Source organism: Thalassobaculum fulvum (genome assembly GCF_014652915.1).
Classification (GTDB): domain Bacteria; phylum Pseudomonadota; class Alphaproteobacteria; order Thalassobaculales; family Thalassobaculaceae; genus Thalassobaculum_A; species Thalassobaculum_A fulvum.
The window spans coordinates 518,726-542,896 of the sequence record NZ_BMZS01000002.1 but is presented as its reverse complement, the minus strand read 5'-3'; the positions used below and the strand labels follow the sequence as shown (position 1 = coordinate 542,896).

Sequence of the window (24,171 nt, the reverse complement as noted above, 5' to 3'; positions counted from 1 at the left end):
GTTCAACGCGGAGTCGATGCCCGTCCGGCCTCGGTGTGGCGCAGCCCGAACGCCAGCACGGCGCCGCCGGCCATGGCCGCCGCCCCGACCAGGAACACCTCCGCATAGCTGCCGCGGGCGTTGAACAGCGCCACCAGTCCGTAGCCGGCGGCCAGCTGCCCGGTCCCGACCGCCAGCACCATCCAGCGCCAAAGGCCCAGCATCGAGCCGTTGCCGATCGCGCGCTGCGCCCGCCCGGCGATCACCGCCGACAGGCCGGGCTGGGCGCCGACCAGCAGCGACGACAGCACCACCGTCACCGGCCCCGGCGCCAGCACCGGCAGGGCGATGCCGGCAGCCAGGCTGGCGAACACCAGCGTCAGCGCCGGCGAGAACCCGATGCGGTCGGCCAGCCGGCCCCAGGCGATCGTGCCGAGCACGGCGCCGAGGCCGAACAGCGTCCACTGCGCTCCGCCCTCGGCGATCGATCGGCCGAGGCCGCGCACCAGGTAGTCCACCCAGTAGATCGAGTGCGGCACCAGCCCGACCGAGAACAGGCCCTGGGCCGCCACCAGCCGGGCCGCGTCGGCGCCGAGGTGGGTCGGCAGCGGATCGCGGCGGACCGGCGGCGGGGCGTCGCTGCCGCCGCTCCAGCCCCACAGCCCGATGGCGAGCCCGATCGCGCCGATGGCTGCGGTTCCGGACCAGGCCCACAACAGCCCGTGCGACAGCAGCAGCGGCAGGGCCGCCGCCGAGAAGAAGATCCCGAGGCCGACGCCGGTGAACGCGATGCCGGCCGCCTTGCCGAGATGCCGCGCCGGGGCCGCGGCGGTGACCGACGCGATCGACAGGATCATCATGACCGCGACCGCGACCCCCAGCAGCAGGCGGCAGGCCAGCAGCCAGGCGAACCCGGCCGGCACCGCGCTGGCTGCGAGCGCGACGAACGACAGGATCAGGCAGGCCCGCAGGATGCGCGGGGCCGCGGCGCGCTGCAGCAGCCAGGGCACCGCCAGCCCGCCGACCAGGTAGCCGCCGAGGTTGGCGGCGCCGATCCAGCCGGCCTGGTCGGCCGAGACCGCGCCGTTGTCGATCAGCGCCGGCACCATCGGGGTGTAGGAGAACCGCCCGAGCCCCATGCCGACCAGCAGCGTCGCCTGTGCACCGATCGCGGTGCGGAGCCAGGGGGGCGGGGGTGTCATGCGCCGCCGGCGCGCAGGCCCGGGGTGGACCGTCTCGCTCACGCCTTGCCGACGGCCCGCTGATCGAGGATCCAGGCCTGATAGCGCTCGATCGGCATCGGCCGCGCGTACCGGAAGCCCTGGAACTCATCGTAGCCGAGGTGGCGCAGCACCGCGGCCTCGTCGTCGGTCTCGACGCCCTCGGCGATCACCGTCAGGCCGAGCGCATGGCCGAGGCCGACGATCGCCGAGGCGATCGAGCGGCCGTCGTCGCCGAGCACGTCGCGGGTGAAGCTGCGGTCCAGCTTCAGGTAGTCGATCGGCAGCCGCTTGAGGTGGCTGAGCGAGGAGTAGCCGGTGCCGAAGTCGTCGATGGCGATGCGGATCCCGAAGGTGCGCAGCGCCGCCAGCATCGGCACCACCTCGTCGATCTGGTCCATGGTGGCGCTCTCGGTCACCTCGAACTGCAGGGCCGAGGGCGGCAGCCGATGCGCCTCCAGCGCCTGGCGGGCGGTGCGCAGCATGTCGTCGTTCTGGAACTGGATCGCCGAGACGTTGACCGCCACGGGAACCATCAGGCCGGTGTCGCGCGCCAGCCGCTCCTGGTCGGCGCACACCCGGCGCACCACGAAGCGGCCGAGGTCGATGATCTGGCCGGTGGACTCCGCCACCGGGATGAACTCGGCCGGCGAGATGAAGCCGCCGTCGGCGGTCGGCCAGCGGATCAGTGCCTCGGCGCCGACGATGCGGCCGTCATCGACCCGGATCTTCGGCTGATAGTGCACGTCGAGGCCGCCGGTGGTCAGCGCTTCGGCGAGTTGGCTCTCGATGTCGTAGCGGCGCGAGGCCTCGGCGTTCATCGACTGGTCGGAGAACACCACCTGCCGGGCCTTGCGCATGTTGGCGCTGCCGCAAGCCCGCTCTGCCGCGAGCGTCAGCTCTTCGGCGTTGCGGCCGTCGAACGGCCAGACCGCGGCACCGTAGGACAGGGTCGCCTGAACCGACTGGCCGGCGATGGTGAAGCGGGCGCGCAGCAGCTCGTCGAACCGCTGGGCCAGCGCGATCATCTCGCTCTCGTCGTCGATCGCCGGCATCAGCACCGCGAACTTGTCGCCGGGGAACTTGGCGATCAGCGCGCGGCCGGAGATCTGCGAACGCAGCCGTTCGCCGATGTGCCGCAGCAGCTCGTCGCCCCCGGCCAGGCCGAGCGCGTCGTTGAACCCCTTCATTCGGTTGACGTTGACGAACAGGATCCCGAGCCGGCCGGGCCGGGCATCGCGCAGCGCGAAGCCGAGCTGCTCCAGGAACAGCGACTTGTTGGGCAGGTGGGTCAGCGCGTCGCGGGTGGCGAGGTCGCGCAGCTCCTGCTCGGCCCGGACCCGGGCGCTGACGTCGATCAGCGCAACCTGGACCGCCCACTCGCCCTCCCAGCGGATCTTGCGGGCGGCGATCTCCGCGAGGAACCGGCTGCCGTCGCGACGCAGGCGCGGGCGCGTCAGCAGGTGCACCTCCTCCAGGTCTTCACGGCCGGCGATGTCGACGAACCCCTCGAGCGAGCCGTCGGGGTTCAGCGGGAAGGTCTTGCGCAGGTCGCACGCCTCCAGCATCTCGCCGGCGTCGACGTAGCCGAACATGCGGGCTGCGGCGTCGTTGGCGAACAGCAGGTTCAGGTCGCGATGCACGACGATGGCCTGTAGCGAGCCGTCGAGGATGTTGCGCAGCTTGGTCTGGGCGTCCTCGGCCTCGCGGGTGCGGTGCGAGAGGTCCTTGACCGTCGAGATGAAGGCGCGCGCCACCTGCCCGATCTCGTCGTCCCGCTGCACCAGTTCCGCCGCCATGCCGGCGCCCGGGTCGTACGAGGCGCCGATCGCCCGGATGCTGTCGGCGAGCCGCTGCAACGGCCGGGCGGTCGTCATCAGCGCGATCACGAAGATCGAGGCCATCATGAAGGAGCCGAGCAGGGCGACCGTCCAGAAGGTCTTGAGGAACTGATCCAGCACCAGCGCGTGGAGGGCGGCGTAGTCGGCCTGCAGTTCCAGGTTCCCGACCGGCTGGCTCGCCTCGCCGGGGAGCGAGCCGCTGCGCACCATCGCCCGCACCCGGTCGAGCCCCGGGCGGTTGCCGGTCAGCAGCGACCGGCTGAGCCACTCCTCGCCCATGGGGGATCGCTGCGACTTCGCGATCACCTCGCCGCTGTCGTCGCGCAGGATCGCCGTCCGGATCAGGGGGCTGTTGGTCAGACCCTCGACCAGCCGATCGGCCTGTTGCAGGTTGAACTGCCACAGCGCCTCTTCGGCGGCGCCCTGGACCGAGACCTCGCTGGCGGATATCGCCTTCTCGGCGCGGTCCCAGGTCTGGCGGATCGTGAGCTCGAGACTGATCGCGAGCACGACCAGCAGCAATGCCAGCGACACCCCGGTGCTCTGGGCCAGGAGCCGGGTCGTCAACGACCGCATGGGCGAAACCGGAGTCGGCATTTATCGGTCCCGAGGGCACGTCCAGCCCGAGTCGAACTCTAGTCGATCCGCCCGACGGCTCGAGTATCGCCGGGGGAACATACTGGCACGATACCGCCTACGCGCTAATGAAAGACTAACATGCCGGCCTCGAGGCGTTTCCCTCATACATTGTGCCGAGTCTGCCCGAATTCGACCCGGGCCAGCGCCTCGACCGCCGGGTAGTCGGTCTTGCCGGTTCCGAGCAGCGGAACCGAGGCCACCGGTACGACCTGTCGCGGCACCGCCAGCTCCGCGAAGCCGGCCGTCCTGGCCGCGTCCAGCAGGGGCATCCGGTCGGCGTCGCGGCGGTCGGTCACCAGCACCAGCTGCTCGCCCTTGCGCGGGTCCGGCAGCGTGACGACGGCATGGGCATGACCCGGCCAGACCCGGGCCGCGAGCTCCTCGACGGCGCCGAGCGACACCATCTCGCCGGCGATCTTGGCGAACCGCCTGGCGCGCCCCAGGACGCGCACGAAGCCGTCGGGATCGACCTCGACGATGTCGCCGGTGTCGTACTCCCCGCCGGCCGCCTGCAGCTCGCCCGGGCGGTCCGCCAGCAGGTAGCCGAGCATGACGTTCGGTCCCGAGACCACCAGCCGGCCGCCGCGCTCGACGCCGGGTACCGGGTCGAGACGGGTCGAGATGCCGGGCACGACGCGGCCGACGGTGCCGGCGCGGAAGTGCATCGGCGTGTTGACGGCGATGACCGGCGCCGTCTCGGTGGCGCCGTAGCCCTCCAGGATGCGGATGCCGAAGCGGTCGGCCCACGCCCGCCGGGTCTCGTCCTTCACCCGTTCGGCCCCGGCGAACACGTAGCGCACGTTGAAGAAGTCGTACGGGTGGGCCAGCCGGGCATAGCCGGCCAGGAAGGTGTCGGTGCCGAACACGATGGTGGCGTTGGTGTCGTAGGCCAGCGCCGGCACGATCCGGTAGTGCAGCGGCGACGGGTACTGGAAGGAGCGTACCCCGGACAGCAGCGGCAGGATCAGCCCGCCGGTCAGGCCGAAGGAGTGGAACACCGGCAGGGCGTTGAACACCCGGTCGGTCGCGTTGAAGTCGATCCGGGCCGACAGCTGATGCCGGTTGGCCAGCAGGTTGGCGTGGCTCAGCACCACGCCCTTCGGCGTCCCCTCCGAGCCGGAGGTGAACAGCACCGCCGCCGGATCGTCGGGGCGCACGCGGAGGCGGCTGTGGACCAGGCGTGCGAACGGGCGCTCCAGCAGGCCGGCCAGCCGGTCCAGCAGGGTCACGCCGGCTCTGACGTCCTCCAGGTACACGACCCGGGCGACCGGCTCGATCGCCGCCACCAGTTCCTGCAGGCGGGCCAGCTCGACGAACCGGCGCGAGGTGACGACCGTGCGCAGGGTGGCGGTGCGGCAGGCGGTGGCGAGGTTCCGGGGGCCGGCCGAAAAGTTCAGCAGCGCCGGCACCCGACCGCGCGCCAGCAGGGCGAACAGGCAGACCGCCATGCCGGCCGAGTTCGGCAGCATGACGCCGACCCGCTCGCCCGGCCGGCTGAAGCCGGCCAGCTTGCGGCCCAGGACCAGGGCGCCGGCGACCAGCCGGTCGTAGCTGACCGGCCTGCGCTCGACGTCCTCGATCACCGCGGTGCGGCCGCCATGCACCCTGCGGGCGTCCAGCAGGGCGCCGAACAGGGTCTCGTCGCGGTCGCGGGTCTCGACCATCATCTCCGACATGACGTCGTAGAGCTGGTCGCCGGCGAGCCGCCGCCGGGCCCGACCCCGGGCCTGCTCCGGGATCCGGAAGCGGCGCGGCTCCAGCACCGTGATGGCGATGCGCGGGAACAGCCGGCGCCGCAGCTTGCCCCTCATCCGCGAGAACACGCTGGCCTCGGCGCCGTCGATGCGGACCGGGATCAGGTCGGCGTCGGCCTTGTCGGCGATCATCCCGGGCCCCTCGTGGACCTTCATCAGCGCGCCGGTCACGGTGATCCGGCCCTCCGGGAAGATCACCAGGTGGTTGCCGGCCTGGACCTCCCGCACCAGCGCCTTGGTGGCGAACGGGTTGCCGGGGTCGACCGTGAAGACCCGGGCCAGCGCCAGGATCGGCCGCGCCCACCAGCGCCGTGCGATGTGGGTGTCGACCGCGAACACCGGGCTGCCGGGCAGGAACACCGCCAGCAGCAGGCCGTCCAGGAACGAGACGTGGTTGGCGACCACCACCGCCCGCGGGCCGGCCTGGCGGTAGTTCTCCAGGCCCCGCACCCGGACCCGGAACAGCAGCCGCAGCGGGATCGCCAGCAGGCTCTTGGCCAGCTCGGCCGGCAGCAGCCGGCAGATGTACAGCGCGACCACCGCGTTCACCGCCGCCACCGCGGCGAACACCGCGACCACGTCGAAGTCTAGCGCCAGCATGACCGCGGCCCAGACCGCGCCGGCCACCATGAACAGGGCGTTCAGCACGTTGTTGGCCGCGATGTTTCGGGCCCGGTGCTCGGGCTCGCTGCGGGCCTGCAGGATCGCGAACAGCGGCACGCTGTACAGCCCGCCGGCCACCGCCAGGCCGACCAGGTCGGCGAGGATCCGCCAGTTGGCCGGATCGGCGGCGAAGGCAACCGCTCCGATCGCCGTGGTGCCGGGCGCACGGCCGTCCAGGGTCAGGCACAGATCGGCGATGAACGCGGTCATGGCGATCGCCGCCAGCGGCACGTAGCGGGCCGAGACCTCGCCCTTCAGCAGCGCGTTGCAGGCCAGCGAGCCGATGGCGATGCCGACGGCGAACGCCACCAGGAACAGCGTCACCACGGTCTCGTCGGCGCCCAGCACCGCCTGCGCCAGGGTCGGGAACTGCGACAGGAAGGTGGCGCCGACCAGCCAGAACCAGGACAGCCCCAGGATCGTCAGGAACACCGGCCGGCTGCGCCCGGCATGGGCGACGATGCGGACGGTCTCGGCGACCACGTTGCGGCCGACCCGCAGGCCGGGCTGGTCCGGACGGGCCTCGGGGATGGCGCGGCTGGCGGCCCAGCCGGCGACCGCGATCGCCAGCAGGGCGACCGAGACAAGGACCGTGCCGTCGGCCCGCAGCACCATCAGGCCGCCGGCGATGGTGCCGATCAGGATCGCCAGGAAGGTTCCGGCCTCGATCAGGCCGTTGCCGCCGACCAGCTCGTGCTCGGCCAGGTGGTCCGGCAGGATCCCGTACTTGACCGGCCCGAAGAACGCCGACTGCGCCCCCATCAGGAACAGCACGGCCATCAGCAGCCACGGGTCGCCGAGCTGCAGGCCGAGCACGCCGCCGGCCATGATCGCGATCTCGGCGAGCTTGATGCGGCGGATCAGCCGCGACTTCTCGACCGCGTCGGCGAGCTGCCCGGCGGTCGCTGAGAACAGGAAGTACGGCAGGATGAACACGCCGGCGGCGGCGGTGACCAGGATCTGCGCCTGGGTGCCGGCGATGTCGGCCATGCCGTACAGCACCAGGATCACGAACGCGTTCTTGAACACGTTGTCGTTCATCGCCCCGAGGAACTGGGTCACGAACAGCGGCAGGAAGCGGCGCGACCGGAGCAGGGCGAACTCGGACTGTCTCATGGTCTGGCACTCCGACAGGGGAACCGGCGGGCGGTTCATTGATAGTAAGTGAATATTCACTAACAATGAGAACAATGGAGCAGCCTGTCAAGGGCACGCCCGTCGGCGCCCGCTTTCCCGGTTGCCTGACCGCCCCGGTTGCGGCCTATGATCGGGGCAACCTCATCATGGCGGACCGAGCCCGCGGTTCCCTTCCGCGTTCCCCTTGCCGGCCCCGCCGTCCCGTTTCGGAGTCGACCGATGCCCGTGAACAACCGCATTGCGGAATTTCATGACGACATGACCGAGTGGCGACGCGATTTCCACGCCCACCCGGAGATCAAGTTCGAGGAGCATCGGACCGCCGCCAGGGTCGCCGAGATGCTGCAGTCCTGGGGCATCGAGGTGCACACCGGGATCGCCGGCACCGGCGTCGTCGGCGTGCTGCGCGGCACCGGTTCCAGCGGCCGCGCGATCGGCCTGCGCGCCGACATGGACGCGCTGCCGATGGATGAGGAGGGCAATCCGCCCTATCGGTCGCAGAACCCGGGACGCATGCATGCCTGCGGCCACGACGGCCACACCACCATGCTGCTGGGGGCGGCCCGCTACCTGGCCGAGACCAGGAACTTCGACGGCACCGTGAACTTCATCTTCCAGCCGGCCGAGGAGGGCGGCGCCGGCGCCCGCATCATGATCGAGGAAGGCCTGTTCGACCGGTTCCCGTGCGACACCGTGTGGGGCATCCACAACGCTCCGCACATGCCGGCCGGCACCATCGGCGTGCGGCCGGGGCCGCTGATGGCCGGCGCCGACCAGGCGTTCCTGACCGTCAAGGGCAAGGGCGCCCACGCCGCCCGCCCGCACGACGGCATCGACCCGATCGCGGTCGGCGTGCAGCTCTACCAGGGCATCCAGACGGTGGTCAGCCGCAACGTCGACCCGCTGAAGTCGGCCGTCGTCACGGTGGCGCAGTTCCACGCCGGCACCGCCAACAACGTCATCCCGCACACCGCCGAGCTGAAGCTGTCGATCCGCACCTTCGACGAGGACGTGCGCAGCCTCGTCGAGCAGCGCATCCGGGCGCTGTGCGAAGGCGTCGGCACGGCGTTCGGCTGCGAGGTCGAGGTCGAATACCGCCGCGGCTACTCGCCGGTGATCAACCCGGAGGAGACCGCCGGCATCGTCGGCGACGTCGCCGAGCAGGTGGTCGGGGCCGAGAAGGTCGAGCGCGACACCACGCCGATCATGGCCAGCGAGGACTTCGCGTTCATGCTGGCCGAACGGCCCGGGGCGTTCCTGTGGCTGGGCGGCGGCGCCCCCGGCAAGGATTACGGCCTGCACCACCCGATGTACGACTTCAACGACGAGGTCCTGCCGGTCGGCGCCAGCTTCTGGGCGAAGCTGGTCGAGACCCAGATGCCGCGGGGGTAGGGGGCGGAAGTAGGGGGCGGAAGTCCGTCGCTCTCTGGACGCTGAGGCCCGGCTCTGCGCCCGGACCAGGTCCGGGCTTCGGCCGGGATGAGGCAATTGAGCGGTGTTCCCCGATGCCTCATCCCGGACGGACGCGTATGCGGCCGATCCGGGACCCGTCGACGCCTTACGCGTTCGCCCCCGACATGTGGCGGGCGGCGATGTAGCCGAAGGTGATCGCCGGGCCGAGCGTGATCCCGCCGCCCGGATAGTTCCCGCCCATGATGCTGGCGGCGTCGTTGCCGGCCGCGTAGAGGCCCGGAATCGGCCGGCCGCCGTCGCCCAGGACCTGGGCGTTCTGGTTGCAGCGCAGGCCGGCGAACGTCCCGAGGTCGCCCATGACCACTTTGACCGCGTAGAACGGGCCGGTCTCCAGCGGCGCCACGCACGGGTTCGGCTTGTGCTCGGGATCGCCGAGCGACCGGTTGTAGGAGGTCGTGCCGCGGCCGAACTCCGGATCCTCGCCGGTGCGGGCGTGCTCGTTGTACTTGCGGATGGTCTCGGCGAACTGCGCCGGATCGGCACCGATCTCCCGGGCCAGGGCTTCCGGCGTGTCGCCGCGGAACAGGTAGCCGGAGCGAAGATGGTGGCCGAACGGCACCGGGGCCGGCTTGACGTGGCCGAGGCCGTACTTGCGCAGCACCCGGTGGTCGCAGACGAAGAACGCGCAGATCTCGCCGCCCTCCTCGGCGATCCGCTTCGTCAGCGACTGGCCGAAATCGTGATAGCTGTCGGCCTCGTTGCAGAACCGGCGGCCCGAGCGGGTGACCGCGATCACGCCGGGCTTCGAGCGGTCGACGAAATGCGGGAAGGTGCCGAGCGTGCCGTCCTTGCGCGGCGGCCGCGAGATCGGCACCCAGGCCGCGGCGTTCGGCAACTCGGTCTCCACGCTGGCTCCCACGGCCTCGCCCAGCCGCAGCCCGTCGCCGGTATTGCCCGGAGGCGCCGGCGAGGCGTGCTCGTAGCCGCTCTCGGCGTGGCCGAACATCGCCTTGCGCCGGACCGGGTCCTGCGGGAAGCCGCCGGCGGCCAGCACCACGCCCTTGGCGGCCCGGACCTCGACCGTGCCCTTCGCCGTGTCGACCAGCGCGCCGGTGACCGCGCCTGCATCGTTCCGGATCAGCTGGCGGACCGGCGCGCGCGTCCAGATCGGCACGCCCTTGTCGAAGCACGACTTGGCCAGCCGGCCGATCAGCGCGTTGCCGTTCATCAGCCGCATCGGACGGCCGTGGAACGCCATGTCGCGCAGGAACTTGACGAACAGCTTGGCCACGTAGAACGCGGAGACCGGCGAGCGCGTCACGTTGAAGAAGTGCAGCAGCTCCTTGCCGGAGCCGATCATCATGCCGAGGAAGGTGATCTCCGCGAGCGGCGGGCGCAGCCGCTTGATCTCGCCGCCGAGCTCGCGGCCGTCGAACGGCCGGGCGACGATCGAGCGGCCGGCGTCCATGCCGCCGGGGGCCTTCGGGTGATAGTCGGCGAAGGTCGGGCCGAGGTCGAACTGCAGGCTGGTGCTCTGCTCGAAGAAGTCGACCGCCTTGGGCCCGGCCTCCAGGAACGCGTCGACCCGGGCCTCGTCGAAACGCTCGCCGGTCTCGTGTCGCAGGTAGGTCTTGGCCTTCTCGGCACTGTCCTCGATGCCGGCGCGCCTGGCCGGCGCGTTGCCCGGAACCCACATCCAGCCGCCGGAGCGCGCCGTGGTGCCGCCGAACACCGGCTCCTTCTCCACCACCAGCGTCTTCAGGCCGCGATGGGCGGCGGCCACCGCGGAGGCGAGCCCGCCGGCGCCGGAGCCGACCACCAGCACGTCGCAATCGTAGGTTTCCTGGGCCATCCGTCGTTCCTCCGGTCGTCGTTCGGGCGGTCTGGTCGCTGCCTTCGCGATTTCGTCTATTGCGAACGGCTTTGCTATTAGCTAATACCTGGACTGCTGGCAAGCGATATCCGACCCTCCGCGGCAGGAGAGACGTGTCGGGTGGGTGCTGCCGACCGTCCGAGCGCAAGGTTCACAGGGAAGGGACGAATCCCATGAGCGCACTGGAGACACCGATCGGACCGCCGGAACGGTCCGCGGCCCCCGCCGGCTACATGTCGGGGTTCGGCAACGACTTCGAGACCGAGGCCCTGCCGGGCGCCCTGCCGCAGGGCATGAACAGCCCGCAGAAGTGCAACTACGGACTCTATGGCGAGCAGCTCTCGGGCACTGCCTTCACCGCGCCGAGCCACCAGAACGAGCGGACCTGGTGCTACCGGATCCGGCCGTCGGTGAAGCACACCCACCGCTTCACCAAGATCGACCTGCCGTACTGGCGATCGGCCCCGGACATCGATCCCGACGTGATCTCGCTCGGCCAGTACCGCTGGGACCCGGTGCCGCACGCCGGCGAGGAACTGACCTGGCTGACCGGCATGCGGACCATGACCACCGCCGGCGACGTCAACACCCAGGTCGGCATGGCCAGCCACATCTATCTGGTGTCCGCCTCGATGGTCGACGAGTACTTCTACTCGGCCGACAGCGAGCTGCTGGTGGTGCCGCAGGAGGGCAAGCTGCGGTTCTGCACCGAGCTCGGCGTCATCGACCTGGAACCGCAGGAGATCGCGCTGATCCCGCGCGGCCTGGTCTACCGGGTCGAGGTCCTGGAAGGTCCGGCGCGCGGCTTCGTGTGCGAGAACTACGGCCAGAAGTTCGAGCTGCCGGGCCGCGGCCCGATCGGCGCCAACTGCATGGCCAACCGGCGCGACTTCAAGACCCCGGTGGCGGCGTTCGAGGACCGCGAGGTGGCGTCGACCGTCACCGTGAAGTGGTGCGGCCAGTTCCACCGCACCGGGATCGGCCACAGCCCGCTCGACGTGGTGGCGTGGCACGGCAACTACGCGCCCTGCAAGTACGACCTGAAGAACTACTGCCCGATCGGCGCGATCCTGTTCGACCATCCGGACCCGTCGATCTTCACGGTGCTGACCGCGCCGTCCGGCGTGCCGGGCACCGCCAACATCGACTTCGTGCTGTTCCGGGAGCGCTGGATGGTGATGGAGAACACCTTCCGCCCGCCCTGGTACCACAAGAACGTGATGTCGGAGCTGATGGGCAACATCTACGGCGAGTACGACGCCAAGCCGCAGGGCTTCGTGCCGGGCGGCATGAGCCTGCACAACATGATGCTGCCGCACGGGCCGGACCGCGAGGCCTTCGAGAAGGCCTCGAACGCCGACCTGAAGCCGCACAAGCTGGACAACACCATGAGCTTCATGTTCGAGACCCGGTTCCCGCAGCACCTGACGGCGTTCGCCGCCAAGGAGGCGCCGCTGCAGGACGACTACATCGACTGCTGGGCGGATCTCGAGAAGAAGTTCGACGGCACACCGGGGGTGAAATGACCACGACACGAAGCTGGCTGGAAGCGGCCAACGGCGACACCGACTTCCCGATCCGCAACCTGCCCTACGGGGTGTTCGACGACGGCAGGGGCGCGCGTTGCGGCGTCGCCATCGGCGACCGGATCCTCGACGTGGCCAGGGTCGACCATGGCGTCGATCCGGTGCTGTTCGGCGAGCCGGCTTGGAACGCGGTGATGGCGGCCGGCCCGGCGGTGTGGTCGGCGCTGCGCGCGCGGCTGACCGAGCTGCTGTCGGACGAGGCGCACCGCGCCGCCGTCGAGCCGCACCTGGTGGCGATGGCGTCGGCAAGGATGCTGATGCCGTTCCGGGTGTCGGAGTACACCGACTTCTACGCCGGCAAGCACCACGCGACCAATGTCGGCACCATGTTCCGCGGCCCGGAGAACGCGCTGCCGCCGAACTGGCTGTCGATCCCGATCGGCTACAACGGCCGGGCCTCCTCGGTGGTGGTGTCCGGCACGCCGGTGCGCCGGCCATGGGGCCAGGTGAAGGGGCCGGACGACGCGCTGCCGCGGTTCGCGCCGTCGGCGCGGTTCGACATCGAGCTGGAGATGGGCGCGATCGTCGGGCAGCCGTCCGAGGGCATGGTGTCGGTCGCCGAGGCCGAGGGCATGATCTTCGGCTACGTGCTGCTGAACGACTGGTCGGCCCGCGACATCCAGGCCTGGGAGTACCAGCCGCTCGGCCCGTTCCAGGCCAAGGCGACCGCAACCACCATCAGCCCGTGGATCGTCACCAAGGCGGCGCTGGAGCCGTTCCGGGTGCCGACCCCGGAGCCGGAGCGGCCGCTGCTGCCGTACCTGCAGGCACGGGTCCCCGGGCTGTACGACATCGACCTGGAGGTGGCGCTGGCGCCGGACGGCGCGGCCGAGACGGTGATCGCCCGCACCAACTACCGCGAGATGTACTACTCGGCGGCCCAGCAGCTCGCCCACCACACCACCTCGGGCTGCCCGATGCGGGTCGGCGACCTGCTCGGCTCCGGGACCATCTCCGGGCCGGACCGGGAGAACCGCGGCTCGCTGCTCGAGCTGAGCTGGGGCGGCAAGGAGCCGGTCGAGCTGGCCGGCGGCGGCCAGCGCCGGTTCATCGAGGACGGCGACACCCTGACCCTTCGCGGGGCCGCCCATGGCGACGGCTTCCGCATCGGCTTCGGCGCCTGCAGCGGCCAGGTGCTGCCGCCGGTCGCTCTGCCCGACTGGGCGAAATAACGATCCGAGAGACGGGAGACACCATCATGGCCAAGGCATTCGCTTCGCAGGGCGACCTGTCGGAGAAGAAGATCAGCTTCACCGAGGTCGGCAAGGGCCTCTGGGCCTTCACCGCCGAGGGCGATCCGAACTCCGGCGTCATCATCGGCGACGACAGCGTGATGATCGTCGAGGCCCAGGCCACGCCGCGCCTCGCCAACAAGGTGATCGAGAAGGTCCGGGAGGTGACCGACAAGCCGATCACCCACGTGGTGCTGACCCACTACCACGCGGTCCGCGTGCTCGGGGCCAGCGCCTTCGGCGCCCAGCAGGTCATCATGTCCGACAAGGCCCGGGCCATGGTCGTCGAACGCGGCCAGGAGGACTGGGACAGCGAGTTCCAGCGCTTCCCGCGGCTGTTCGAGGGCCACGAGAGCATTCCCGGCCTGACCTGGCCGACCACCACCTTCTCGGACTCGATGACCGTCTACCTCGGCAAGCGCAAGGTCGAGATCAAGCAGATCGGCCGCGCCCACACCGCCGGCGACGCGGTCATCTGGGTGCCGGACGAGCAGGTGATGTTCACCGGCGACATCGTCGAGTACCACTCCGCCTGCTATTGCGGCGACGGCCATTTCGAGGACTGGGGCGCCACCCTCGACGCGGTGAAGGCCTACGACCCGAAGTCGATCGCGCCGGGCCGCGGCGACGCCCTGGTCGGGGTCGACATGGTGGACGCCGCGCTCGAGGCGACCCGCGACTTCGTCCAGAGCACCTACAAGCCGGCCCAGCAGGTGGCGGCGCGCGGCGGCAGCCTGAAGGACGCCTGGGACGCGGTGCGCGACGCCTGCGACGCCAAGTTCAAGGACTACGCGATCTACGAGCACTGCCTGCCGTTCAACGTGGCGCGCGCCTACGACGAGGCCCGCGGCATCGACACCCCGCGGATCTGGACCGCCCAGCGCGACCTCGAGATGTGGGAAGCCCTGCAGGGCTGACCGGGGCCGATCGAGCGGCGGCGGGTGGGTTCCGGAGCCGCCCCGGATCAAGTCCGGGGCTCTCCGGCATGACGGAGAGAGTAGAGCGTCCCATTGCTTCGTCATCCCGGAGAGTCCGCGCCAGCGGGCGGCTCCGGGACACGGAGCGACGGGCGCTCAGCCCGCCTGCCGCCCTGCCGCGGGCAGATATCCCAGCCGCGCCGACACCGTCCCCGCGCAGGCGCGCAGTTCCTTTGCGATCGGGCCGTCCCAGTCGGCGTCGAACACCCCGGAAGGCCCGATGGCGGTGAGTGCCAGCACGATCGAGCCGGTCTGGTCGAACACCGGTGCGCACAGCGCGTTGACACCGGGGATCGGGCGGTCGACGGCGCGGGCGAGGCCGCGCTGCCGGACCTCGGCGACCGCCGCCTCGACCTGTGGCCGGCTCATCCTTCGGGCCTGCTCGTCGCCGACGCTGGCCCGGCCGACGTCGGAGTCCAGGAACCCCTCGATCATCTTCGGCGGCAGGAAGGCGGCGAACACCCGGCCGGTGGCGGTACCGAGCAGCGACATGACGCTGCCGACCCGCATGTTGACGTGAATGGCGCTGACGCCCTCCTCGATGCGCACGACGGTCGGCCCGTGATTGCCCCAGACGGCGAGCGCGACGGTCTGCCCGATCGTGTCGACAAGGCCGCTGACGATGCCCTCGGCGACCCGAACCGGCTGCAGGCGCCGCATGCTGGCGAGCCCGATCTGCAGGGCCAGCGGGCCGAGCTCGTAGCGGCCGGTCGCCTTGTCCTGGTCGACCATGCCGATCCGCATGAAGCTGACGAGATACGGATGAGCCCTGGCGGCCGACATGTCGGCGCTCCTGGCGAGGTCGCGCAGCATCATCGGCCCGTCGGCCTCGGCCAGCGCCCGCAGCAACTGACCGCCGACCTCGACCGACTGAATGCCTCTCTGATCGCCGGCCATCGGCAGTTCCCTTCGCTCGGCGGTGGCGCTCCGGGATTATCGGCGAACAGTTCGTTTTAATCAAATCAATTTGAAAATAGCGAATTATGCGCTCCGGCGGCACTGGCGCGAGACCCACGGCCTGCTCGCCGCGAAGCTTCCGGGGCCGCGCTCGCTGCTGATGCCGGACGGACGGCGATGACCCGTGCCAGCGAGTTCATCTCGGAGATCTCGACGTTCCCAGTCGAGGTCCACGAGGTCGTCTGATCCGGAGTCTTCCTACGGCAGCAGAGGCCTGAGCGCGTCGACCAGGCCGGCGTTGCCGGCCAGCAGGCGGTCGGCCGACGGGCCGAGCCGGCCCGGCACGAACGGCACCGCGCTGCCGCCGGCCTCTTCGACCAGCAGGATCCCGGCGGCCACGTCCCAGTCCAGCAGGTACGGGTCCCAGGTCGCGTCGAGCCGGCCGTCCGCCACATAGGCGAGTTGCAGGGCGGCACAGCAGTAGTTGCGGGTCTGGGAGCCGGCCGACACCACCGCCGCGACCGTGGCGTTGTACTGCGCGGCCGGGTGCCGCGGCGAATGCCCGACGCCGAGCACCGCCCGGTCCAGGGCGCCGATACCGCTGACCCGGATCGGCGTGCCGTTGCGGGTGGCGCCGCGGCCGCGGCGTGCGGCGTGGATGTCGCCGGTGTTCGGGTCGTGGATCACCCCGACCTCGGTCCGTCCGGCCCGGCGGTAGGCGATCGACACCACGAAATGCGGGATCCCGCGCAGGAAGTTCTGGGTGCCGTCGATCGGGTCGACCACCCAGCCGGTGTCGGCGGCGTCGCCGCCGTGCTCCTCGCCGACCAGCGGGTCGTCGGGGAACGTCCCGGCGATCACCCTGCGGATCTCGGTCTCGACCGCGCGGTCGGCGACGCTCACCAGGTCGTGCGGGCCCTTGGTCTCGACCGCCAGCTCGGCCCGCCGTTCGAAATACTCCCGGGCCAGCGCGCCGCCGGCCTCGGCCGCCGCGCGCGCGACCGCGAGGCGCGCATCGAGCCGATCGTCGTCCATGAACCGTCTCCGTCAGGATTTGGGCAGCTTGCCGGCCAGGCCGAAGGTCTTCTCGCGATGCTCCATCTCGGCCCAGACCTCCGATGGCGTGATGCCCATCCAGACCCACAGCACCATCAGGTTGTACAGCAGGTCGGCGGATTCACGGATCACCCCGTCGCGATCCGACACCGCGGCGTCGAGCGCCACCTCGGCGGCTTCCTCGACCACCTTCTTGGCGATCTTGGGATTGCCGTCGCGCAGCAGCTGGGCGGTCCGGCTCTCCGGCGGCGACTCCGCCCGGGCCATGTGGACGCCGTGGTAGAGCCGGTCGATCGGATGCGTCATCAGGCGTCCGCCTCGGTCGCCGGCGTGGCACGTTCGCTGTGGCCGGCCGCCGGCTTCGGAGAGCGCAGGCGGCTGGACACGATCTCGCCGGCGTCCTCCAGGATCGGATAGGCGACCGAGGTGACGTGGCTGTTGATCCGCTTCAGGTCGCGCAGCACGTCGAGATGCAGCGAGCTGCTGTCGACCGATTCCGGCCGGCCGGCACCGATCCGCGCGTAGTGCGCCTCCGAGTAGCGCTGCTCCATCTCGCGGATCATCACCTTCTGCTCCAGGAGCTTGCGCGCCAGCTTGATGTCTCCCGACATGAAGACGTTCAAGGCCAGTTGCAGGTTGCCGACGACCTGGGCGTGCATGGTCTCGATCTCGGCCAGGCCCTCCTTCGAGAACGAGGAGTGGGTCTTGATCTTCTTGGCCGCGAGTTCCATCAGGTTCTTGTCGATGATGTCGCCGACGTGCTCCAGGTTGGTGGTGAAGCTCAGGATCTCGACGGTCCGGCGGCTCTCGGTCGGGTCCAGCTCGTTGCGGGCGAGCCGGGTCAGGTAGATCTTGATCGCCTCGTGCAGGCCGTCGACCACGTCGTCCGACCGCTCCACCTCCTTGACCATGCCGGCATCGTCGCGCCGGAACACCTCCATGGTGCGGCCCAGCATCTCCGACACCACGTCGCCCATCCGCAGGGTCTCGCGGCTGGCGCAGGTCAGCGCCACCGCCGGCGAGTCCAGCGCCGACTGCTCCAGGTAGCGGGGCTGCTTGTCGTCGTCGACCACTTCGCGCTCCGGCAGGATACGCATGACCAGGGCCGCCACCGGGCCGACCAGCGGCAGGAACACGAGCGCGAGTGCCAGGTTGAAGGCGGTGTGGAAGTTCGCGACCTGGTGCGCGGTGTCGAAGGACACTGTGGCGAGGTAGGGCGGCAGGTACGGGATCGCCCAGATGCATCCGGCGGCCCCGGCCGCCCGCATCAGCAGGTTGCCCAGCGGCACCCGGCGTGCGCTCGGCGGCTGGCCCAGGGTCATCATCAGCGGCGTGACGGCGCCGCCGACATTGGCGCCGAGGACCAGCGTCAGCGCCAGCTGCAGGCTGATCACCTGCAGCGACGCCAGCGACATCACGAGCACCACGACGGTCAGGCTGGAATGCGCGAGCCAGGTCAGCACCGCCGCCACCAGGATCGCCAGCAGCGGCTCGTTGGTCAGCGGGTGCAGCAGCACGGACAGGGTCTCGGCATCGCGCAGCGGGTGCGAGGCCAGCATGATCAGGCGGATCGCCAGCAGCATCAGGCCGAGGCCGATCATGATGCGCGACAGGTTCTTGCGCCGGCTGTCCTCGGTGGTCAGGAACCCGACCACGCCGATCAGCAGGAACAGCGGCGACAGCCAGGACACGTCCAGCGACAGCACCTGCACGACCAGCGTGCTGCCGACGTCGGCCCCGAGCATGACCGCCAGCGCCGCCGGCAGCGCGATCATGCCGCGGCCGCCGAAGGACGAGACGATCAGCGCGGTGGCGGTGCTGCTCTGCAGGATCCCGGTGACCGCCATGCCGGTGCCGAACGCGGTCAGGCGCCGGCGGGTCGCCACCGCGATGCCGCGCCGGATCGCCGAGCCGAAGGCCCGGGTCACACCGGTGCGCACCATGCGCACGCCCCACAGCAGGAGCGCGATACCGCCGGCGATGTTGATCAGGATGTCCAATCCGTTGTCCTCGACTGCGGAACGACAGGCCGGTGCGGACCGGGCCCAGATACAGTCCCAGGCCCTCAGATGATCGCGTGACGTACCCGGGCCGAGACCCACTCGCTGACCAGCACCGTCAACAGGATAAGCACGAAGATCACGGTAACCTGGGGCCAGGCGAGAATATTCAACGAATCCTGGAGTTTCAGCCCGAGGCCGCCGGCGCCGACGAGGCCGAGAACCGCCGATTCGCGGATGTTGATGTCCCAGCGGAACACGCAGATCCCGGCGAAGGCCGGCAGGATCTGCGGGACGATCGCGTAGTCGATCACCTGGGCGGTGGAGGCACCGGTGGCGGTCACCGCCTCGACCTGCTGCGCGTCGATCTCCTCGATCGCCTCGTACAGCAGCTTGGCGACGAAGCCGATCGAGCGCAGCGCGATCGCGACGATGCCGGCCGGCACGCCGGGGCCGATGATGGCGACCAGCAGCAGGGCCCAGATCAGGGCGTTGATCGAGCGGCTGGCGACGATCACCAGCATCGCGACGGGCCGCACGAAGCGCACGCTGGGCGTGGTGTTGCGGGCGGCCAGGAACGCCACCGGCACCGCCATGATCACGGCCAGCAGGGTGCCCAGGGTGGCGATGTTGATGGTGTCCCACAGCGGCGCCATCAGGTCCGGCAGGTAGGCCCAGCGCGGCGGCACCATGCGCGACCCGATGTCGGCGGCCTGGCTCGGGGCGTCGGCCACGAACATCCAGATCGTGTCCTGGGTCATCACCTGCCAGCAGAAGACGAACAGCGCGACCAGGGCCAACCACCCGGCCCAGATCAGCAGCTCGGTCCGGGTCGTGCGCTTGCGCCAGCTTTCCGGGAAGGTACGGGACGCGTCGACCATCACTGCACCCGCTGGCGGATGATGCTGGAGCCGTATTCGGCGAGCATCACGATGACGATGATCAGGATCAGGATGGCGGCGGCGGAATCGTACTCGTAGCGGTCCATCGCGGTGTTCAGGGTGGCGCCGATGCCGCCGGCGCCGACGATGCCGATCACCGAGGACTCCCGGAAGTTGATGTCCAGCCGGTACAGGCTGAGGCCGATCAGCCGCGGCATCACCTGCGGCTGGATGCCGTAGTTCACGACCTGCCACCAGCCGGCGCCGGTCGACCGGATCGCCTCGGCCTGGGCCTCGTCGATGTCCTCGATGTCCTCGGCCAGCAGCTTGGCCAGGAACCCGATGGTGGCGAACGACAGCGTCAGGAACCCGGCGAACGGCCCGAAGCCGAACATCGCCACGAACAGGATGGCGATGATGATCTCCTGGAAGCTGCGCGACAGTGCGATGATTCCCCGACAGGCCAGGTAGATCGGCAGCGGGGCGATGTTGCGGGCGGCGCCGATGCCGATCGGTACCGAGACCATGATCCCGACCACCGTCGCCGTGACGGTCATGGTCAGGCTCTCCTGCATGCCCTGGGCGATGTCGCCCCAGCGGCTGACGAAGTCGGGTACCAGGAAGCCCTCGACGAAGCGCAGGCCACGGTCCAGCCCCTCGTAGACGCGTGTCCAGTTCACGTCGACCGAGGCGAACGCCAGAACCAGGTAGACCAGGCTGCCGCCGTAGATCGCCCAGCGCAGGCGCGGATTGCGGATCAGCGGCGGGCGGCGCCAGACGGCCCGCGCGGTACCGGCGGCCGCGGTCATGACAGTCCCGCCATGCGCTCGCGGTCGAGTACCTCGGCCGGGCCGTGGTGCTCGGCCTCGGCATCCGGGTCGTCCACCTGGTCGTCGCTTTCCTCGTCGACCGGACGGATCGTCGCCGACCAGTCCTCCTCGCCGTAGATCCGGGTCAGGACCGCGTCGGTCAGTTCGTTCGGGGCGCCGTCGAACACCACCTCGCCGGACTTCAGGCCGATGATCCGGCGCACGAAGCTCTGGGCCAGGGCGACGTCGTGGATGTTGATGATGGCCGGCAGGCCGCGCTCGTCGCAGATCTCGACGATCAGCCGCATGATCTGCCGCGAGGTCTTGGGATCGAGCGAGGCGGTCGGCTCGTCGACCAGCAGCAGGTCGGGGTCCTGCGCCAGGGCGCGGGCGATGCCGACGCGCTGGCGCTGGCCACCGGACAGGGCGTCGGCCCGCTTGTCGACATGGTCGCTCAGGCCGACCCGGTCGAGCAGGGCATAGGCCTTGGAGACGGCGTCGGGCGGGAACTTCCGGAAGAAGCTGCGCCAGAAGCCGACATAGCCGAGGCGGCCGGAGAGCACGTTCTCCATGACCGTCAGCCGTTCCACCAGGGCGTATTCCTGGAAGATCATGCCGATCCGCCGCCGCGCCCGCCGGAGCGAGCCGTGCCCGAGCCCGGTGAGCGCGGTGTCCCCGAGCGTCACCTGACCCGAGCTCGGCTCGACCAGACGGTTGATACAGCGGATCAGGGTGGACTTGCCGGCACCGGAGGGACCGATCAGCCCGACGACCTGGCCCGGCTCGACGGTGAGCGACACGCCGTTCAGAGCCCGGTCGCCGGTGCGGTAGGTCTTGGTCAGGTTCTGCAGACGCAGCATCGATGCGGTCCTCCGACGCCGTCGTCCGTCACTTGCAGGCGTAGGAGACGCCGTTCGCCGCGTCGATCTTGCGGATCACTTCCCAGTGGGACTTGTAGGTGATCGGGATGAACTGCTCCTCACCGGAACGGGCGAACTCCTCCTTCAGGGCCGAACCTTCCCAGTTGAAGGTGAAGAAGGCCTCCTTGATCTTCTCCTGCAGCGCCGGCTTCAGGTTGTAGACGTAGCCGAAGCCGGTGGTCGGGAAGGTCTGCGACTTGTAGATCGACACCACCTGGTCGGGCTTGATCACGTCGCGCGCGATCATCCGGTGCATGACCGAGTTGGCGATCGAGGCGGCCGGATAGTCCTTGTTGGCGACGCCGAGAATCGAGTTGTCGTGCTTGCCGGAGAACACCGGCTCGAAGTCCTTGCCGGCTTCCAGGCCGTACTCGGCCTTCAGGATCGCCGAAGGCGCCTTGAATCCGGAGTTCGAGGTCTGCGAGGTAAAGGCCATCTTCTTGCCCTTGATGTCCTCGACCTTGGTGATGCCGCTCCCCGGATAGGTGATGATCTCCATCTCGTAGCCGAAGTGGCCGTCCTTGCTGGCCATGATCGTGAACGACACGAAGCCGGCGCAGTTGACGGCGAGCGGGTTGGAGCCGGTGTTGAAGCCGGCGACGTGCAGGCGGCCGGCCCGCATCGCCTCGATCTGGGCGGCGTTCGACTGCACCGGGAAGAACTGCACCTTCTTGCCGGTGACCTTCTCCATATGGCGGAGGAAGCCGTCCCAGACCTTGGCGTAGACCGCGGGGTCCTCGACCGGGGTGTAGGCGAAGATGAGGGTGCTCGGGTCGATCTGCTGGCTCGGATCGGTCGGGGTGTCGGCGACGAGGTCCCCGTTCTCGTCCTTGAATCGCGAGTCGAGGGCGGCAGCCGGGTTCGACCACGCCAGGACGGTGGCGAGCACCGCGGCCACACCGGACAGTTTCAGCAACGCACGTCGAACCATGATTCTCCTCCCTCGAGTCTGTTGAGCACCGGCTTGTCCGCCGACGTTGTCCGTCGATCCGATCCGGAATCCGACGATTCTACAATCGTCAAATCGATATAGCCGGCAAAATTTTCGAATTCGAGCATTTATTGTGACGGCTTCGCGGACGCGACGGCGCGAAACGCGTCGTCGATGTTCAGATTCGCGCGAAGTGATTGTCGAATGCGAGCCCGGCGATCGGCGTGACGACGCTCCGGGCGAGCGACCGTCCGGGGTCGATCGGGCCGATCTCGCCGGCGCCGTCGCTGATCCACAGCCGGCTGGTCCCGGACTCGGCCGCCAGCCCGCAGGCGTCGAACGCCGGCACCAGGCCGAGACACCGGCCGGCCGGCAGGTCCCAGACTCCGACCTTGCCGCCGCGCGGGAAGCTGGCGGCGAGGTAGCGGCCGGTGGCGTCGACCGCGACGTCGCCGACGTAGTTGCGGGTTTCGGCCGGGGTCGCGTCCGGGAGCGGCAGCAGGACGACGGTGCCGTCGACCGCCCAGGTGCCGGCCAGCGGCACGGTGTCGGACTGGGGGCCCTCGTACTGCATGCCGAAGCCGACGCTGCCGTCGCGGGCGATGCAAAGGTGGCGGATGCCGAGCTGGTGCAGCTCCTGCGGCAGCACCAGCCGGCGCAGCAGCGCGCCGGTCCGGCGGTCGATCACCGACAGGCACGGCTGCATGCTGGCGAGGTTGAGCTTGGCGCGGCCGAAATCCGGGTGGGTGAGGAGCCCGCCATTGGCGATCGCCAGGGTCCGGCCGTCGGCGCCGAGTGCCAGGTCGTGCGGGCCGATGCCGTGGGCGTCGAGCTCGCCGACCCGGGCATAGCCGGCGGCGGCGTCCCACACGCCGATCACGCCGCGGCCGCCGTCGTAGTCGTTCTCGGTGGTGTACAGCAGCCGGTGGTCCGGCCCGAACACCGCGTGGCCGTAGAAGTGTCGGCCGGCCGGCGCCGACAGGGTGCGGCGCAGGTTGCCGTCGGCCAGGGCGACGACCGCCAGGAACCGGCCCGGCCGGCGCGCCATCACCACGACCTCGCCGCGGCCGGCGGCGACCACCGGCTCGTGGCCGCGGCCCGGCAGCGGCGTCGCGAACCGCACCGCCCCGTCCGGCTCCACCGCGACCAGGCCGAACCGGCCGTCGGGCAGCCGCGCGGTCGAGACCAGCAGCCGGGTGGCGGCGCCCGATGCCCGTGGCCCGAGCACCGCTCCGAAGGCGATGGCGGCGGCGCCGCGCAGCAGCGCCCGGCGGTTGATCCGCCGCCCCTCAGTCGCCGTCGAGCGCATTGAAGCCTCCCTTCAGGTCGAGGGCGGTCGCGAGGTCCTGCCGGGTCATGGTCTGCAGGTTGCCGAGCACCACGAACAGGTACTCCAGCCGGCCGCGCGCGGTCTGGTCGTACACCGCCTCGTCGATCGGCAGCTCGACCGAGCCGACCGCCCGCACCGCGTTGCCGAACTCGAAGGCCAGAGAGTTGTCGAGCCAGCGGTACTCGTCCGGCAGGTCGCGGGCGAAGCCGGCGGCCGCGGTGAACGCCCCGAGGGCGGACAGGTCGGCGGCCAGCACCGCGACGCTCAGGCCGGCCCGGCGGAACGGCGCCAGGAACGGCTTGGCGGTGTCCGGCGTGTCGCCCAGCACAGGCTTCAGCTTCTGGTCCCGGGTGACCTGCAGGCCGGTGGTCAGCGCGCGGTGCAGTTCGGCAAGGGATTCCGCGGGGGTCCGGTAGACCGGGTCGTCGCTGCCCGGCCGGATCAGGCGTTGGGCGAAGCCGTCCGGGGCGGCCCACTCGCCGGCGATGGCATCCGCGACCGCGGCGAGCGAGCCGGCGGCGGCGGTCGCGAAGGCGCAGCGGAATGCGTCGAGCTGGTCGCCGCCGTCGCCGTACAGCAGGTATTCCAGCGCCGTCAGACCCTGCAGCGCCACGCTCTTGCCGGCGAGCTGCCCGGGGTCGGTCACGGTGGCGTCGCGGTCGGCCAGGGCCCGGCGCAGCTGGCGCAGCCCGATGCCCTTGGGGTCGGGCCAGAACGCGATGCGCTCCAGCCGGTGCTCCTCGACCAGCGGGCCGAAGCGCAGGAACTGGATGCCGCTCCAGCCCTCGACCGCTCCCCGGAACGCCGCGTCGAGGGCTGCGCGGGTGTCGCCGCCGGGGGCCGCGCAGAATCCCTCGACGGCGTCGTCGAGGCCGTGGGTGTCCCGGGCGAACCGCTCGGTCGCCGGCCGGATGTAGTCGGTGACGGCGCGGGCGACGATCGCTGCGTCGCGCGCCGGATCGGCGGCGGCCGGCGTCGCGGAGAACGGCGCCGCGAGCAGGGCCAGGGCGAGGACGGTCGGCAGTACGCGCAT

18 protein-coding genes are annotated in these 24,171 nt (G+C 70.4%); 4 read left to right on the top strand and 14 right to left on the bottom strand.

Translation table 11 applies throughout. The annotated features are described in order from the left end of the window. Window positions 1–2: 2 nt before the first annotated feature. The 3 genes from IE246_RS05785 to IE246_RS05775 form a co-directional block, all read right to left on the bottom strand. Complete coding sequence (locus IE246_RS05785) at window positions 3–1,181, bottom strand: YbfB/YjiJ family MFS transporter (protein WP_189987987.1); 1,179 nt, start codon at window positions 1,179–1,181, stop codon at window positions 3–5. A 38-nt stretch (window positions 1,182–1,219) separates the two neighbouring features. Then, entirely contained in the window at window positions 1,220–3,616 is a 2,397-nt protein-coding gene (locus tag IE246_RS05780) for a putative bifunctional diguanylate cyclase/phosphodiesterase (protein ID WP_189987986.1), read from the bottom strand. A gap of 164 nt (window positions 3,617–3,780) precedes the next feature. Further along, window positions 3,781–7,212: an acyl-[ACP]--phospholipid O-acyltransferase gene (locus tag IE246_RS05775; RefSeq protein WP_189987985.1), complete on the bottom strand. Its 3,432-nt coding sequence runs from the start codon at window positions 7,210–7,212 to the stop codon at window positions 3,781–3,783. A gap of 279 nt (window positions 7,213–7,491) precedes the next feature. Here IE246_RS05775 and IE246_RS05770 point away from each other — a divergent pair, with 279 nt between their 5' ends. Continuing rightward, a complete protein-coding gene (locus IE246_RS05770; RefSeq protein WP_308434476.1) occupies window positions 7,492–8,625 on the top strand; it encodes a M20 aminoacylase family protein in 1,134 nt (377 codons plus the stop codon). A 166-nt stretch (window positions 8,626–8,791) separates the two neighbouring features. Here the strand turns inward: IE246_RS05770 and IE246_RS05765 are convergent, their stop codons facing one another. Next, window positions 8,792–10,498 (bottom strand): FAD-dependent oxidoreductase, encoded by a 1,707-nt coding sequence (locus IE246_RS05765; protein WP_189987983.1) that lies wholly within the window; start codon window positions 10,496–10,498, stop codon window positions 8,792–8,794. A gap of 194 nt (window positions 10,499–10,692) precedes the next feature. On the opposite strand from IE246_RS05765, the gene hmgA reads away from it, so the two are divergent. The 3 genes from hmgA to IE246_RS05750 are packed head-to-tail and all read left to right on the top strand — an operon-like array spanning window position 10,693 to window position 14,254. After that, window positions 10,693–12,045 (top strand): homogentisate 1,2-dioxygenase, encoded by a 1,353-nt coding sequence (hmgA, locus tag IE246_RS05760; RefSeq protein ID WP_189987982.1) that lies wholly within the window; start codon window positions 10,693–10,695, stop codon window positions 12,043–12,045. Continuing rightward, a complete protein-coding gene (gene fahA / locus IE246_RS05755; RefSeq protein WP_189987981.1) occupies window positions 12,042–13,277 on the top strand; it encodes a fumarylacetoacetase in 1,236 nt (411 codons plus the stop codon). Before hmgA ends, fahA begins: the two co-directional genes overlap by 4 nt. Window positions 13,278–13,303: 26 nt before the next feature. Then, window positions 13,304–14,254 (top strand): MBL fold metallo-hydrolase, encoded by a 951-nt coding sequence (locus IE246_RS05750; RefSeq protein WP_189987980.1) that lies wholly within the window; start codon window positions 13,304–13,306, stop codon window positions 14,252–14,254. A 156-nt stretch (window positions 14,255–14,410) separates the two neighbouring features. Here the strand turns inward: IE246_RS05750 and IE246_RS05745 are convergent, their stop codons facing one another. The 10 genes from IE246_RS05745 to IE246_RS05700 form a co-directional block, all read right to left on the bottom strand. After that, a complete protein-coding gene (locus IE246_RS05745) occupies window positions 14,411–15,211 on the bottom strand; it encodes an IclR family transcriptional regulator (protein WP_189987979.1) in 801 nt (266 codons plus the stop codon). Between the two features lie 258 nt (window positions 15,212–15,469). Beyond that, a complete protein-coding gene (locus IE246_RS05740) occupies window positions 15,470–16,246 on the bottom strand; it encodes an inositol monophosphatase family protein (RefSeq protein WP_189987978.1) in 777 nt (258 codons plus the stop codon). Window positions 16,247–16,258: 12 nt separating this feature from the next. Further along, the gene (gene hisE / locus IE246_RS05735; protein ID WP_189987977.1) at window positions 16,259–16,573 is read right to left on the bottom strand and encodes a phosphoribosyl-ATP diphosphatase; all 315 of its coding nucleotides are present in this window, start codon (window positions 16,571–16,573) and stop codon (window positions 16,259–16,261) included. Then, window positions 16,573–18,267, bottom strand: a complete 1,695-nt coding sequence (locus IE246_RS05730) for a Na/Pi cotransporter family protein (protein ID WP_189987976.1) — start codon at window positions 18,265–18,267, stop codon at window positions 16,573–16,575. Before IE246_RS05730 ends, hisE begins: the two co-directional genes overlap by 1 nt. Window positions 18,268–18,332: 65 nt before the next feature. Next, window positions 18,333–19,148 carry a phosphonate ABC transporter, permease protein PhnE gene (gene phnE, locus IE246_RS05725; protein WP_189987975.1) on the bottom strand — a complete coding sequence of 272 codons (816 nt, stop codon included), beginning with the start codon at window positions 19,146–19,148 and terminating at the stop codon, window positions 18,333–18,335. Then, entirely contained in the window at window positions 19,148–19,957 is an 810-nt protein-coding gene (gene phnE / locus IE246_RS05720; protein ID WP_189987974.1) for a phosphonate ABC transporter, permease protein PhnE, read from the bottom strand. The genes phnE (IE246_RS05725) and phnE (IE246_RS05720) overlap by 1 nt, the downstream gene beginning before the upstream one ends. Next, window positions 19,954–20,817: a phosphonate ABC transporter ATP-binding protein gene (gene phnC / locus IE246_RS05715; RefSeq protein WP_189987973.1), complete on the bottom strand. Its 864-nt coding sequence runs from the start codon at window positions 20,815–20,817 to the stop codon at window positions 19,954–19,956. The genes phnE (IE246_RS05720) and phnC overlap by 4 nt, the downstream gene beginning before the upstream one ends. Before the next feature lie 28 nt (window positions 20,818–20,845). Next, window positions 20,846–21,808, bottom strand: coding sequence for a phosphate/phosphite/phosphonate ABC transporter substrate-binding protein (gene phnD, locus IE246_RS05710; RefSeq protein ID WP_189987972.1), 963 nt, complete (start codon window positions 21,806–21,808; stop codon window positions 20,846–20,848). 178 nt (window positions 21,809–21,986) lie between these two features. Then, window positions 21,987–23,117, bottom strand: a complete 1,131-nt coding sequence (locus tag IE246_RS05705) for a DUF1513 domain-containing protein (protein WP_189987971.1) — start codon at window positions 23,115–23,117, stop codon at window positions 21,987–21,989. After that, window positions 23,098–24,171, bottom strand: coding sequence for an imelysin family protein (locus IE246_RS05700; RefSeq protein WP_189987970.1), 1,074 nt, complete (start codon window positions 24,169–24,171; stop codon window positions 23,098–23,100). Before IE246_RS05700 ends, IE246_RS05705 begins: the two co-directional genes overlap by 20 nt.

Bases quoted from the DNA above. Each gene is read 5' to 3' on its own strand.
- IE246_RS05745 (WP_189987979.1), bottom strand. From the start codon at position 15,211: ATGGCCGGCGATCAGAGAGGCATTCAGTCGGTCGAGGTCGGCGGTCAG.
- IE246_RS05785 (WP_189987987.1), bottom strand. From the start codon at position 1,181: ATGACACCCCCGCCCCCCTGGCTCCGCACCGCGATCGGTGCACAGGCG.
- IE246_RS05700 (WP_189987970.1), bottom strand. From the start codon at position 24,171: ATGCGCGTACTGCCGACCGTCCTCGCCCTGGCCCTGCTCGCGGCGCCG.
- phnE (WP_189987975.1), bottom strand. From the start codon at position 19,148: ATGGTCGACGCGTCCCGTACCTTCCCGGAAAGCTGGCGCAAGCGCACG.
- phnE (WP_189987974.1), bottom strand. From the start codon at position 19,957: ATGACCGCGGCCGCCGGTACCGCGCGGGCCGTCTGGCGCCGCCCGCCG.
- fahA (WP_189987981.1), top strand. From the start codon at position 12,042: ATGACCACGACACGAAGCTGGCTGGAAGCGGCCAACGGCGACACCGAC.
- IE246_RS05780 (WP_189987986.1), bottom strand. From the start codon at position 3,616: ATGCGGTCGTTGACGACCCGGCTCCTGGCCCAGAGCACCGGGGTGTCG.
- IE246_RS05740 (WP_189987978.1), bottom strand. From the start codon at position 16,246: ATGGACGACGATCGGCTCGATGCGCGCCTCGCGGTCGCGCGCGCGGCG.
- IE246_RS05750 (WP_189987980.1), top strand. From the start codon at position 13,304: ATGGCCAAGGCATTCGCTTCGCAGGGCGACCTGTCGGAGAAGAAGATC.
- hisE (WP_189987977.1), bottom strand. From the start codon at position 16,573: ATGACGCATCCGATCGACCGGCTCTACCACGGCGTCCACATGGCCCGG.
- IE246_RS05705 (WP_189987971.1), bottom strand. From the start codon at position 23,117: ATGCGCTCGACGGCGACTGAGGGGCGGCGGATCAACCGCCGGGCGCTG.
- IE246_RS05765 (WP_189987983.1), bottom strand. From the start codon at position 10,498: ATGGCCCAGGAAACCTACGATTGCGACGTGCTGGTGGTCGGCTCCGGC.
- hmgA (WP_189987982.1), top strand. From the start codon at position 10,693: ATGAGCGCACTGGAGACACCGATCGGACCGCCGGAACGGTCCGCGGCC.
- IE246_RS05770 (WP_308434476.1), top strand. From the start codon at position 7,492: ATGACCGAGTGGCGACGCGATTTCCACGCCCACCCGGAGATCAAGTTC.
- phnC (WP_189987973.1), bottom strand. From the start codon at position 20,817: ATGCTGCGTCTGCAGAACCTGACCAAGACCTACCGCACCGGCGACCGG.
- phnD (WP_189987972.1), bottom strand. From the start codon at position 21,808: ATGGTTCGACGTGCGTTGCTGAAACTGTCCGGTGTGGCCGCGGTGCTC.
- IE246_RS05775 (WP_189987985.1), bottom strand. From the start codon at position 7,212: ATGAGACAGTCCGAGTTCGCCCTGCTCCGGTCGCGCCGCTTCCTGCCG.